This window comes from Leifsonia sp. NPDC058292, from assembly GCF_042880955.1.
Taxonomy (GTDB): domain Bacteria; phylum Actinomycetota; class Actinomycetes; order Actinomycetales; family Microbacteriaceae; genus Leifsonia.
Window position 1 is genome coordinate 47,540 of record NZ_JBHVYL010000023.1, and the last position, 12,902, is coordinate 60,441.

A 12,902-nucleotide genomic window follows, 5' to 3' on the forward strand; every position below is an offset into this window, starting at 1 on the left:
TCGCAGAAACGCGCGCAGCCCACAGGCTCGGCACTGCGGTCTCCCAGGTCTCTGTTATCAGACTCCCATAAAATCGCACCGATGAAACTCTCCCGCCTGAAACGCCTACCGTCCCGCGTCAAGCGCGCTGCCCGGTACGAGATCCACGCGCACTGGCGGCGACAGCCGATCGTCACCGGCTCGGTCTTCTACGAGTCGTTCTCCGGCAACGGGATGCTCGACAACCCCGAGGCGCTGTTCCGGGAGCTTCTGGCGTCTCCTGACTTCGCCCACCTCACCCACATCTGGGCGCTCACCGACCTGCAGCAGTACAGGGCCGCGGTCGACGAGTTCGCCGACGACCCGCGGGTGACCTTCGTGCGGTACGGCTCCCCCCGGTACTACAAGGCGCTGGCCACCAGCCACTACCTGGTCAACAACGCGACGTTCCCGCCCGACTTCAGCAAGCGGGCCGGCCAGGTCTACCTGAACACCTGGCACGGCACCCCGCTCAAGCGGATGGGCTACGACATCGAAGACGGCGCACTCGCGACAGCGAACATCGTGCGCAACATGGTCGCCGCCGACTACCTGCTGGCCGCGAACCCGTTCATGGCCGATCAGATGTACGAGACCGCGTACAAGATGTCGGGCGTCTACCGCGGCGCGATCGTCGAGGAGGGCTACCCGCGCATCGACCGTCAGTTCCTCGACGACGAGCAGCGCTCCGCCGCGCGCGCGCGCTTGGTCGAGGCGGGCATCCCGCTCGGCGAGCGGAAGGTCATCCTCTACGCGCCGACCTGGAAGGGCGCGTCCTTCGGGCGTCCGACCGATGACCTCGACGAGATCCTCGAGCACATCGCCGCCATCGAGGAGCGCATCGACACCAGCCGCTACGCCGTGCTGCTGAAGACCCACCAGTCGGTGCACCGTCTCGCGAAGCACCGGCCCGATCTGCAGCGCATCCTCGTGCCCAACGAGATTCCGACGAACGTCGTGCTCGGCGTCACCGACCTGCTCATCACCGACTACTCGAGCATCTTCTTCGACTTCCTGCAGACCGGCCGCCCCATCCTGTTCTTCACCCCCGACCTCGCCGACTACGCCGGCACCCGCGGGCTCTACTTCGAACCCGACGAGTGGCCGGGGCCCGTGCACCAGTCGGCTCGCGACCTCGGCGACGAGATCGCCCGCATCGCCGCATCCGGCGACGCCCTCCCCGAGGAGTCGCGCGAGCGCTACCTCGGGATGCAGCGCAGATTCACGCCCTGGGAAGACGGCAGGGCCTCCGCACGCATCGTCGACATCGTGTTCCGCGGCGTGCGCGACGGTTACCGGCTGCGCACCGGCCTCGCCGACGACGGCCGTGCCTCGATTCTGCTCTACCTCGGCGGGATGCGCCCCAACGGCATCACCACGTCTGCGCTGAACCTGCTCAACAACATCGACCACTCCCGGTTCGACGTGTCGGCGTTCTTCGCGCAGAGCCGGTCGAAGGCCACGATCGCGAAACAGTCCCAGATCAACCCGGCCGTGCGTCAGTTCCCGCGGGTCGGCGGGATGAACGGGGCCAAGCTGCGCCATCTCGCCCGGCACCTCGACTTCCGGCGCGGCCGCATCGCCGAGCACCGCAGCATCCCGTCGCAGAACGAGCTGTGGGACGACGAGTGGACACGCTGCTTCGGCGACAGCCGCTTCGACTACGTCGTCGACTTCTCGGGCTACGGCCCTTTCTGGTCGGCGCTGCTGCTGCACTCACCGGAGGCGGCCCGCTCGATCTGGCTGCACAACGACCTCGCGTCCGACGCGCACCGCGAGGTCGGCGGCCAGAAGAAGATGCTGCACAGCCTCACCCAGGTGTTCACGCTGTACGAGCAGTACGACCACCTCGTCTCCGTCTCGCCGACCCTCTCCGAGATCAACCGGGAAGGGCTCGCGGAGTACGCCGACAGCAGCAAGTTCATCTCGGCGCTCAACACGGTGGACGCCGAGCACATCCTCGAGAACGCCCAGGCGGATCTGCATGAGATCACCTTCGACGAGGAGACCGGCACGAACCCGGAGTGGGCGGAGGCTCTCCTCGCGCCGGACGACGACGCGACGACGTTCGTCTGCGTCGGCCGGCTCTCGCCCGAGAAGAACCACGCCAGGCTCGTGCGCGCGTTCGCGCAGGTGCACGCCGAGCATCCGAAGACCCGTCTGGTGATCGTCGGGTCGGGTCCGCTCGCCGACGAACTGCAGGCGCTGATCGATTCGCTCGGCCTGGAGCACGCCGCCTACCTCACCGGCATGCAGCGCAACCCGCACGCGATCATGGCCCACGCCGACTGCTTCGTGCTGTCGAGCGACTACGAAGGTCAGCCGATGGTCATCCTGGAGGCGCTGGTGCTCGGCCTCCCGATCGTCACGGTCGAGTTCGCATCGGCGAAGAACGCCCTCCCGGCCGGTTCAGGGCTGGTCGTTCCGCAGAGCGACGAAGGAGTGGCCGACGGTCTCCAGGCCTTCCTGCGGGGGGATGTGCCCGCCAGCGCCTTCGACTACGTGGCATACAACCGCAAGGCCGTCGACCAGTTCTACCGGGCGATCGGAGCCGCGGAGACGGTTCCCGCCGACTAGCCGGAGCGTCCCGAGCGCGCTCAGCGCTCAGCGTCCAACCGCTCCGAGAGTTCGAGCCAGCGGGTCTCCAGGGTGGCGATCTCGTCGTCGAGCGCGCGCAGCTCGTCGGTGATCACGCCGATACCGACGTAGTCGCTCTGGTCGTGCTCGGCCAGGCTCTCGTGTTTCGCCGCCACCTGATCGGCGAGCTTGGCGAGCCTGCGGTCGATCGCGGCGACCTCCTTCTGGGCGTTCCGGAGGTCGGCGCCACTGAGGGCGGGAACCGTCGAGGATGCGGAGGCCGGCTTCGCCCCCGATGGCACGGCATCGGCCACCAGAGCCGGCGCTCCCCCGCCGGCCGCCGAACCTTGCGCGCGCCGCAACTGAAGGTACTGGTCGACGCCGCCGGGCATATGCCGCAGGGCCGCATCCATCACCGCGTACTGCTGGTCGGTGACCCGCTCGATCAGGTAGCGGTCGTGCGAGACGACGATGAGGGTTCCCGGCCAGGAGTCGAGCAGGTCTTCCATCGCCGCGAGCATGTCGGTGTCGAGGTCGTTGGTGGGCTCGTCGAGGATGAGCACGTTCGGTTCGTCGAGCAGGATGAGCAACAGCTGCAGCCGGCGCTTCTGGCCGCCGGACAGGTCTTTGACCGGCGTCGACAGCTGCGCCGTGGTGAAGCCGAGACGCTCGAGCAGCTGGCCGGGGGTCATCTCCTTGCCGCCGGCGAGGTACGTGGTGCGCTTGCCGGCGATGACGGTGCTGACCCGCTCGTTCATCACGTCGTCGAGTTCGCCGAGCTGCTGGGTGAGCGTCGCGATCTTGACCGTCTTGCCTCGCTTCACCCGGCCCGACGTCGGCTCCAGGGCACCCGTGATGAGGTTGAGCAGGGTCGACTTTCCCGCGCCGTTGACGCCGAGGATGCCGGTGCGCTCGCCTGGGGCTATCCGCCACTCGATCTCGTGCAGCACCGTCTTCTGCGCCGGGGCGTCGTCGTCGCTGCCGCGCACCGGGAAGACCATCGACACGTCGAGGAGGTCGACCACGTCTTTGCCGAGCCGGGCTGTGGCCATCTGGTTGAGCTCGACGGTGTCGCGGGGCGGCGGCTCGTTCTCGATGAGCTCATACGCGGCATCCATGCGGAACTTCGGCTTGGAGGTGCGCGCCGGCGCCCCTCGCCGCAGCCAGGCGAGCTCTTTGCGCATCAGGTTCTGCCGCTTGTTCTCGACGACGGCCGCCATCCTGTCGCGCTCAACACGCTGCAGGATGTAGGCGGCGTAGCCTCCCTCGAACGGCTCGATCAGCCGGTCGTGCACCTCCCAGGTCGCCGTCGACACCTCGTCGAGGAACCACCGGTCGTGTGTCACGACCACCAGGCCGCCGGCGCCTGCCGGCCAGCGCTTCTTGAGATGCGCGGCGAGCCAGGCGACTCCCTCGATGTCGAGGTGGTTCGTCGGCTCGTCGAGGAAGAGGATGTCGTGGTCGCCGACGAGCAGCGCGGCGAGGGCGACGCGTCGTCGCTGGCCGCCCGAGAGGTCGGCCACCGCCGCGTCCCACCGGATGTCGCCGACGAGGCCGCCGAGCACGTCGCGCACCCGGGCGTCTCCCGCCCAGACGTGCTCGTCGATCTCGCCGACGATGGTCGCGCCGACGGTGAGCTCCGGATCGAGCTCGTCCCCCTGGTCGAGCATGCCCACCGTGACGTTGCGGCGACGGGTCACTCGACCCGAATCGGGTTCGATCCGCCCGGCGAGCAGCGACATGAGGGTGGACTTGCCGTCGCCGTTGCGGCCGACGACACCGATGCGGTCGCCCTCGTTGATGCCGACGGTCACGCTGTCGAAGATGACTCGGGTCGGGTATTCGAGGTGCAGCGACTCAGCGCCGAGGAGGTGTGCCATGAGGAGTTCCAGCCTACCCGGGGCGGCTGGACGATTAGCCGCCGACCTCGCCTCTGAACCGGCGGTGCCACCCCCTGGATTGGTGATCCCGGGGGTGGGTCACGATGTGCGAGGATTCTCGGGATCGGCCGACGTTCGTTCCGCCCGCGACCCCCGGCCGGTCAGGATGGGGAAAGTCTTGACCGAGACCGCCGCGACTCCGCCGTCGGTGCCCTCGCCGCCGTCGCCGCCGCTGTTCGGCAGGGATTCCGCCCGGGAGACGCTGCTCATCGTCGCCCGCCGCGCACTCACGGAGGGCGGATCGGTGCTCGTCAGCGGAGAGGCGGGCCTCGGTAAGACGGCTCTGCTCGCCGACACGGTGGAGCGCCTCGACGGCTGGACAGTTCTGCGAGTCCACGCAGACTCGTTCGAATCCGACCTCAGCTACGCGACCGTCGAACGCCTCGTGCGGCGGCTGAACGCCCTGAGCGGCACCCGCGTTCGCCTGCCCGCCCCCACCGACGAGCCGATCACCGTCGGCCGACAGCTGCTGGATGCTATCGACGCCGTCACCACGCCGGTCTGCGTGATCATCGACGACGCTCAATGGGTCGACGAGGCGTCGGCCCGCGCTCTGCGGTTCGTCGTGCGGCGGCTCGCCGACCAAGCCTTTCTCTTCGTCGCGGCGACCCGACCCGTGCCGAACAGCATCGTCGCCCTGTTCGACGATGTGTCCGCGAGCACCGTGAACCACGCCCGCCTCGATCTCACCCCGCTCGGCGTGGGTGACACCCAGAAGCTCGCCGAGCACATCCTCGGGCACGCCATCTCACGCCGCACTGCGACCCGCCTGACCGGTGCGACGCAGGGGTCACCGCTGTTGCTGAGCGTGCTGCTCGGGCAACTGCGGGAGACGTTCGCCTCCGCCCTGCATCCGGCCGGCTGGGATCTGCCCGTCGCCGCGATCAAGCCGCTGTCGACCGCGGTCACGTCGGCGCTCGAGGGAGCCGACGCCGCCGTGCGCGACGCCGCCGAGATCGTCGCCGTCCTGCGCGACCCGCTTCCATTACCGCTCTTCGGCACCATCGCGTCGCGGCTCGGCATGAGAGTCGACACGACAGGTGCCATCGCTCGCGGCCTGGTGCACTCCAGCGAGCACGACGGCGTCGTCTGGGTCGAGCCGGCGCACGCGATCCTGGCCGACGTTCTCGCCGGCGGGTTGTCCGTGCAGCGCCGCGTCGAGATCCACCGGGTCGCCGCCGACGTTCTCACCGGACACCGTGCGCTGCGCCACCGGGTGGAGGCCGCCGACACCGCCGACCCGACCCTGGTGGCCGAACTGCTCACGGCGAGTCTGCTGGCCGCCGACCGCAGCCAGGCCGATCAGGCGATGAGCTACGCGCGCTCCGCCGTGCACCTGGCGTCGCCGGGGGACGAACACGAGCGCGCTCTGCTCGAGATCGGCCTGCTCGCCATGCGCACCAGGATGCACGAGCGGATCTTCGATCTCGGCCCCGCGATCGAAGCGCTCCCGCCCTCGCCCGTGCGGGATGTGGTGCTGCTCGAGCTGAGGACGCTCACCGGCGACATCCCCGGCGCCCTCGCCCTCGCCCTCGCGCTGGAAGCGGCGCCGGCGACGACGCCCGAGGAGCGCGCGGTGCGCGCCCACGTGGCCGAGGCTCTGCCGAAAGTGCTGATGGCCACGCGCAACTTCCCCGCTGTCTTCGAACACCTCGAGACCGCTCGCGAGCACATCGCCGAGGCGCCGAAAGACCCCGCAGAGCTCTCCGACCCGGCGCTCCGCTGGCTGGTGCAGCCGCGCGACGATCTTCTGCGGTTGCTCGGCTGGGCCATCACCGCCGCCGGGCACAGCCGCCGCGACCTCATCGGCCCCCTCATCCGGGAGCTCGACGACCTGCTCGACGACACAGAGTCGCCGTCAGTCGTCGACGCCCTGGTCTCGCGTGCCCGCGTGTTCATCCTCGCCGGCGACGTTCGGCGCGCCCGCGACGATCTCGCGCGTGCGACGACCCTGGTGCGGACGTTCCCGTCGAGCTGGACGGCCGGGTTCGCCCGCACCATCTACGCTCACACGCTCTATCTGGTGGGCGAATGGGACGAATCCGTCATGCTCGCGGATGCGGCGGTCGCGCTGGCCCTCGACGAAACCGACCTCTCCGGCTGGCCGATCGCTCTCAACGTCTCGACGCTGGTGCGCGCCGCGCGCGGCGAGAGCGCCGCCGTCGAGGAGCGGCTCGGCGCGGCCTCCCGCGCGCGACTCAGCATCGCCGGATCGTACGACAGCGACATCCCCCACATCGCCCGGGCCGAGCTGGCCCGCGCTCTCGGCCGGCCCGACGAGCAGCTCGCCGCCGCCGACCGCGGCGAGGCCGAGGCGACCGGCGCCTCCACCCTGGGCTGGCTGACCTACCGCATCGACGCCCTCGCGGCGCTCGGCCGAGGCGCCGAAGCGCGCGAGGCGTTCGCCGCCTGCTCCGACCCCAGACGGCTCTGGCGTCCGTACTACGGATCGCTCGGCTGGCTGGAAGGCCGCGTGCTCGAGGCGGAAGGCGACCTGCCGGCCGCGGCCGCCGCCTACACCGCCTCCGTCGCCGATCCGGGCTCGGCGCTGTTCCCGGTTCCGCACGCCGTCGCAGCGCTCGACGCTGGACGAGCCCTCGCCGCAGCCGGTGGTGACCGCGCCGCGGCTCGTGCCCTCATCGAGCAGGCCTCCGAGACGTTCCGCCGGGTCGGGGCCGCGGGCTACCTGTCCCGGTCGGCGCGCCTGCTGGAAGAGTTGGCGGCGGCCGCCACCGGCGACGAGCGAGTCGACCCGTTCGCACCATTGACGACCCGGGAACGCCAGGTCGCCCACGCCATCGCCGCGGGAATGACGAACAAAGAGATCGCGGAACGTCTCTACGTCTCGGTGACGACCGTGAACTTCCACGTTCGCAACATCCTCGCGAAGCTGGAACTCTCTTCGCGCCGCGACCTCCGCAAGCTCAGCATCGCGTCGCGCGGAATCCACGCCGGCTCCCCCCGACGCGCACAGCCCGGCAGGTCGGCAGTCCACCGCCCCGTCAATACTTGACGGTTTTCCCGCCACGATTTCGAGCAGGTCCGGCCATCTCGCTACCTTGGGATCACACCCGGGATGCCCGCGCCGGCGCCCCATGGAAACGCTTCCCACACTCGAATCGTCTCAACACCCGACGTGGGGAAACGGCTCAAGGCATGCCCGGGTAGCGAGCCGAAGCGGAGGCTCGCGGTCGGGCGGCCGCGGGTCTCCGCTCGGGGGTTCCTCGGCCGCGGCGACCGATCGTCAGGGCGGCTGTCAGTCGCCGATGATGCGCGCGCCGTGCACCGGGCCCGTCGCCCGCACGGCCTTCAGTCGAGCCGCGCTCAGGGCTATCTGCAGGTCGAGCGCGCCGTCGAGGTCGGGGGTCAGAAACGCGACCGTCGGCCCTGAGCCCGATACGATTCCCGCCAGAGCGCCGTTCATCTCCCCGAGTTCGAGCACCTCGCCCACGGTCGGTGCGAGGTGGATGGCCGGGGCCTGCAGGTCGTTCGTCAGCGAATCCGCGAGCATCTGCGGATCGCCCGCGCGCAGCGCCTGCAGAACAGCGGTGTCGACGCTCGGCTTCGACTGGGCGGGAGCGATGTCGTGCGAGTGCCGCTCCCGGTGCCGATCGAGCTCGGTGTAGACCGTCGGCGTGCTGAGCTGACTCTCCGGCAGTGCGAGCACCCAGTGGAACTGGCCGGTCGCCAGGGCCGGGCTCAGCCGGTCGCCGCGTCCTGTGCCGATCGCCGTTCCGCCCAGCAGCGCGAACGGCACGTCGGCGCCGAGCTTCGCAGCGAGTGCGTGGAGGTCGTCTTTGGTGGCCTCGGTGCCCCACAGGGCGTCGCACGCGACGAGGGTGGCCGCCGCATCAGCTGACCCGCCGCCCATGCCGCCGCCGATGGGAACGTGTTTCTCGATCTCGAGTCGAACGCCGCCGGTGTATCCGGTCTTCTTGGCGAGCAGCTTCGCCGCCTTGATGGCCAGATTGCTGCCGTCCGTCGGCAAGGTCGAGGTGTCGATCGACCCGCGGAAGCTGACCGAGAAGTCGTCGGCCGGATACGCGCGCACATCCTCGTAGAGCGACACCGCCTGGTAGGCCGTCGCCACGTCATGGTAACCGTCGTCCATGACGGCGCCCACCCTCATGAACACGTTGATCTTGCCCGGTGCTCTGACGTGCACCACGGGAGCCGCCGACGAGGTCATGCATCCAACCTACAGGCCGATGGCGCGGTCGGTTTCCGCAGACACCCGGCTCGGCGTCGCCGACCCCGTCGCACCGGTCACACCGAGGCTGACTCCGGTGCCTTCGCGAGCGCCACGAACTCCGCTATGCCCAGCTGCTCGCCGCGGAGCGTCGGGGCGAGCCCGGCCGACTCGAGCGCCGACGACGCCGTTGCGGAATCGCCGTAGACGGTCGACAGGGCCTGCCGCAGCATCTTGCGCCGTTGCTGAAAGGCCGCATCCACCAGCCGGAAAGTGCGGCGGCGCAGCGTCACATCGCCCGGCTCGACCTCGTGCCGCTCGAACGCGACGAGCACCGAGTCGACGTTGGGAACCGGCCAGAACACCTGCCGGCTCACCGTTCCTGCCGTGCGCCAGGCGCCGTACCACGCGGCCTTCACGCTCGGACCGCCGTACACTTTCGAGCCGGGCTCTGCGGCCACGCGGTAACCGACCTCGGCCTGCACCATGACGACGCCCGACCGGATGCTCGCGAAATGCTCCAGGAAGTGCAGCAGCACCGGCACCGACACGTTGTACGGCAGGTTCGCGACGAGCCGGGTCGGCGCCGTCGGTAGCTCGGTGATGGCCAGCGCGTCTTCGCGGATCACGGTGAGCCGTTCGGCCGCATCCGGAGCCAACTGTTCCACCGTCGTCGCGAGCTGGGCGGCGAGGCGCCTGTCGATCTCGACCGCCACCACCGTCGCGTCGGCCTCCAGCAGACCCAGCGTCAAGGAGCCGAGGCCCGGCCCCACCTCGACGACCGCGTCCCCGGGCTTCACCCCGGCGACCCTCACGATGCGCCGCACCGTGTTGCCGTCGATGACGAAGTTCTGGCCGAGCTTCTTCGTCGGCGTCACGTCGAGCAGCTCGGCCAGATCTCGGATCTCGGCCGGACCGAGCAACCGGACCTCGCTCACGCGATGATCCCGATCGGGGTGGTCGGCGGGGCGGCGACGGGCTCGGCATCCCAGCGGCCGTAGACGAGTTCGGTGTTCGAGGAGATCTGGGCGGCGAGCGTCGACGCATCCGTGCCGAGCGTGTCCGCCATCGCCCGCAGAGTGTGCGGGAGGAGATAGGGAGCGTTCGGCCGCCCGCGATGCGGAGTCGGAGTGAGGAAAGGTGCGTCGGTCTCGACGAGCAGCAGCGCTCGCGGCGCGACGACCAGCGCTTGGCGCAGGTTCTCGGCGTTCTTGAACGTCACGGTGCCCGCGAACGACATGTACCAGCCGTTGTCTGCGCAGATCTCGGCGAGTTCAGCGTCGCCTGAGAAGCAGTGGAACACCGTGCGCTCCGGCGCCCCCACCCGTTTCAGCGTCGCGATGACATCGCGGTGAGCGTCTCGGTCGTGGATCTGCAGGGCCAGATCGTTCTGCTTGGCGATCTCGATGTGCGCCTCGAACGAGCGGAACTGCGACGCGCGGCGCGGGCCCTCTTCGGTGCGGAAGAAGTCGAGGCCCGTCTCGCCGACCGCGCGCACGCGGGGGCGTCCTGCGAGTTCGGCGATCACCGCGAGGGCGTCGTCGAGCTCACCGCGCTCGTCGTAGTCCGGGGCATCGTTCGGGTGGATGGCGACGGCCGCGAGCATCCGGGGCTCCACCGCCGCCATCTCCGCAGACCAGCGCGAGGTCTCCACGTCGTTGCCGACCTGCACGACGCCGCGCACACCGACGCTCGACGCGCGGTCGAGCTGCTCCCGGTAGTCCAGCGGGTCGTCGCCGTCCGAGATCTCCAGATGCGTGTGGTTGTCGTACACCGGAACGACGAGCGCTTCGGGCAGCGGCGGATACGCCAGGTCACGTCCGTCGGTGACGTGACGCTGGCGGATGAACGCCGGGTCGGTCATGCCGCGGGCACCGCATCCGTGTCGATGCGCGGGAAGAGGGCCTCCAAGCCGTTCACGGTGGTTCCCGCCGGCAGCTGGCCCCAATCACCCGCCGAGCGGATGAGCTGGTCGTCCAGCCCGCCGAGCTCGTCTTCCGCGCCGAGCGCGATCCACAGCTTCAGCGTTGCCTGCGGGATGACCGGCGACAGCAGCACAGCCAGAGCGCGCAAGCCCTCCGACGCCGTGTAGAGAACCGTGCTCAGGCGGTCACGCTGCGTCTCGTCTTTCGCGAGCGTCCACGGCTCCTGGGCCGTGATGTACCCGTTGAGCTCGTCGACGACAGTCCAGATCGCCGTGAGTGCTTCGTGGATGGCCAGCTTCTCGATGGCCGCGTCGGCGTCGACGGTCGCGCTCGCGATCGTCTGCTGCACCGCGAAATCCGCCTCCAGGTAGGTGGCAGGCGGGGGCACCACGCCCTCGAAGTAGCGTGTGACCATCGCGATCACCCGCGACGCCAGGTTGCCGAAACCGTTCGCGAGCTCCGCCTGGTAACGGGCGGCCAGGTCTTCCCAGCTGAACGAGCCGTCCTGCCCGAAACTGATCGCGCGCATGAAGTAGTAGCGGAACGCATCCGAACCGAACGTGTCGGTGATCTGGGTCGGCGCGATGCCGGTGAGCTTCGACTTCGACATCTTCTCGCCGCCGACCAGCAGCCAGCCGTGACCGAACACGCGGTGCGGCACGTCGACACCCGCCGCCATGAGCATGGCCGGCCAGATCACCGCGTGGAAGCGCAGGATGTCTTTGCCCACGATGTGTGTCGCCGGCCAGCGGCGCTCGAAGCCCGCCTCGTCTTGCCCGTAACCGACGGCGGTGACGTAGTTGAGCAGGGCGTCGAACCACACGTAGACCACGTGGGACTCGTCCCACGGCACCTTGATGCCCCAGTCGAAGCTCGACCGCGAGATCGACAGGTCGCTCAGACCCTGGCGCACGAAGCTCACGACCTCGTTGCGAGCCGACTCCGGCTGCACGAAATCGGGGTTCTCCTCGTAGAGCGCGAGCAGCTTCTCGGCGAACTGGCTCATGCGAAAGAAGTAGTTCTTCTCCTGCAGCAGTTCGAGCGGCTTCGAGTGGATCGCGCAGACCTTCTGGCCCTCGTACTCCCCCGTGCCGTCGACGATCTCGGACTGCGGTTTGAACTCCTCGCAGCCCACACAGTAGAGCGCCTCGTACTCGCCGGCGTAGATGAAGCCGTCGTCGTACAGCTTCTGCAGAAACTTCTGCACGTTCTTCTCGTGGCGCTCCTCTGTGGTGCGGATGAAGTCGTCGTTGGCGATGTCGATCGTCTTCAGCAGCGGCAGCCACTCGGTGCTCACCAGACGGTCGGCCCACTCCTTCGGGGTCGTGCCGTTCGCGGTGGCGGTACGCAGGATCTTCTGGCCGTGCTCGTCGGTTCCGGTCAGCAGCCAGGTGTCGTCACCGGCCTGCCGGTGCCAGCGGGCGAGAACATCGGCAGCCACCTCGGTGTATGCGTGCCCGATGTGCGGGACATCATTCACGTAGAAGATCGGCGTGGTGATGTAGAACGAAGAGCCGTCGGACATGCTGTCTATCCTACGGGCGGCGACGGCCGCGGATCGGCGTGTTACCGGGGGTGCCGTGGGGCCTGCTCGAGCTGTGCATTCGGTCTCCTCCACAGGTGGGGGTGGTTGCGGGGTTATCCACAGGTTAAATGCCTGGTCAGGTGGGCTATTCGGATGTCGGTGGGTGGTGGTTGGGTTGAGTCATGACCACAGCACGAGAGTCCGTTTGGCGGGATGCGTTTGACGCGTTGCCGGATGCGGCGTGGTTGTCGCCGCGGGAGTTGTTGGAGTTCGTGGATGAGCTCGGGGTGCTGCAGGCGCGGTTGGATGCGGTGAAGCTCGGTGCGGTGGGGCAGGTGCTGCGGCGGTGGAACCAGTTGGACGAGGAGGGCCTGGTGCTGCGGGGTGGGCATCGCAATGCGGTGACCCTGGTTGCCGAACGGTGGCAGGTCGCCGTCCCGAGCGCGCGGCAGGTGTGTGCGGTTGCGGAGGCGGTCACCCCGAGGGTGGGGTTGACCGGGGAGGTGCTGCCGGCCGGGTTCCCGATGCTCGCTTCCGCGGTCGACCCTGACTCGTCGGAGGCGGGATGGGTGAGTGTGGATCAGGCGGCGGTGATCGTCCGCGAACTCGGGAAAGCGGCGCCTGCCTGCAGCTACGCGTCGTTGCAGTTCGGGGAACGAGTGCTCGTGCAGCACGCACCGGACCTGACCGTGGCTGAACTACGGGTGCTGGCCGGGCAGGTGCGGGAC

8 protein-coding genes are annotated in these 12,902 nt (G+C 69.1%); 3 read left to right on the forward strand and 5 right to left on the reverse strand.

The window, feature by feature from the left end:
- Positions 1-81 precede the first annotated feature (81 nt).
- Positions 82-2,595, forward strand: a complete 2,514-nt coding sequence (locus ACFVWR_RS13145) for a CDP-glycerol glycerophosphotransferase family protein (RefSeq protein ID WP_387212579.1) — start codon at positions 82-84, stop codon at positions 2,593-2,595.
- Between the two features lie 20 nt (positions 2,596-2,615).
- On the opposite strand, the gene ACFVWR_RS13150 is transcribed toward ACFVWR_RS13145, so the two are convergent.
- Complete coding sequence (locus ACFVWR_RS13150) at positions 2,616-4,475, reverse strand: ABC-F family ATP-binding cassette domain-containing protein (protein WP_387212582.1); 1,860 nt, start codon at positions 4,473-4,475, stop codon at positions 2,616-2,618.
- A gap of 178 nt (positions 4,476-4,653) precedes the next feature.
- On the opposite strand from ACFVWR_RS13150, the gene ACFVWR_RS13155 reads away from it, so the two are divergent.
- The gene (locus tag ACFVWR_RS13155; RefSeq protein WP_387212585.1) at positions 4,654-7,548 is read left to right on the forward strand and encodes a LuxR C-terminal-related transcriptional regulator; all 2,895 of its coding nucleotides are present in this window, start codon (positions 4,654-4,656) and stop codon (positions 7,546-7,548) included.
- A gap of 243 nt (positions 7,549-7,791) precedes the next feature.
- Here ACFVWR_RS13155 and ACFVWR_RS13160 read toward each other — a convergent pair whose 3' ends face one another.
- The 4 genes from ACFVWR_RS13160 to metG all read right to left on the reverse strand — a co-directional run bounded on the left by ACFVWR_RS13160 (position 7,792) and on the right by metG (position 12,174).
- Positions 7,792-8,724: a 4-(cytidine 5'-diphospho)-2-C-methyl-D-erythritol kinase gene (locus ACFVWR_RS13160; protein ID WP_387212588.1), complete on the reverse strand. Its 933-nt coding sequence runs from the start codon at positions 8,722-8,724 to the stop codon at positions 7,792-7,794.
- Between the two features lie 77 nt (positions 8,725-8,801).
- Positions 8,802-9,662, reverse strand: a complete 861-nt coding sequence (rsmA, locus tag ACFVWR_RS13165) for a 16S rRNA (adenine(1518)-N(6)/adenine(1519)-N(6))-dimethyltransferase RsmA (RefSeq protein WP_387212591.1) — start codon at positions 9,660-9,662, stop codon at positions 8,802-8,804.
- Complete coding sequence (locus ACFVWR_RS13170) at positions 9,659-10,588, reverse strand: TatD family hydrolase (RefSeq protein WP_387212594.1); 930 nt, start codon at positions 10,586-10,588, stop codon at positions 9,659-9,661. The genes rsmA and ACFVWR_RS13170 overlap by 4 nt, the downstream gene beginning before the upstream one ends.
- Positions 10,585-12,174: a methionine--tRNA ligase gene (metG, locus tag ACFVWR_RS13175; RefSeq protein WP_387212597.1), complete on the reverse strand. Its 1,590-nt coding sequence runs from the start codon at positions 12,172-12,174 to the stop codon at positions 10,585-10,587. The genes ACFVWR_RS13170 and metG overlap by 4 nt, the downstream gene beginning before the upstream one ends.
- A gap of 182 nt (positions 12,175-12,356) precedes the next feature.
- On the opposite strand from metG, the gene ACFVWR_RS13180 reads away from it, so the two are divergent.
- A partial coding sequence (locus ACFVWR_RS13180) for a DUF222 domain-containing protein (RefSeq protein ID WP_387212600.1) occupies positions 12,357-12,902 on the forward strand: 546 nt, incomplete at its 3' end.

Coding starts and splice junctions, on each gene's coding strand:
- ACFVWR_RS13145 (WP_387212579.1), top strand. CDS start 82: ATGAAACTCTCCCGCCTGAAACGCCTACCGTCCCGCGTCAAGCGCGCT.
- ACFVWR_RS13150 (WP_387212582.1), bottom strand. CDS start 4,475: ATGGCACACCTCCTCGGCGCTGAGTCGCTGCACCTCGAATACCCGACC.
- ACFVWR_RS13160 (WP_387212588.1), bottom strand. CDS start 8,724: ATGACCTCGTCGGCGGCTCCCGTGGTGCACGTCAGAGCACCGGGCAAG.
- ACFVWR_RS13170 (WP_387212594.1), bottom strand. CDS start 10,588: ATGACCGACCCGGCGTTCATCCGCCAGCGTCACGTCACCGACGGACGT.
- metG (WP_387212597.1), bottom strand. CDS start 12,174: ATGTCCGACGGCTCTTCGTTCTACATCACCACGCCGATCTTCTACGTG.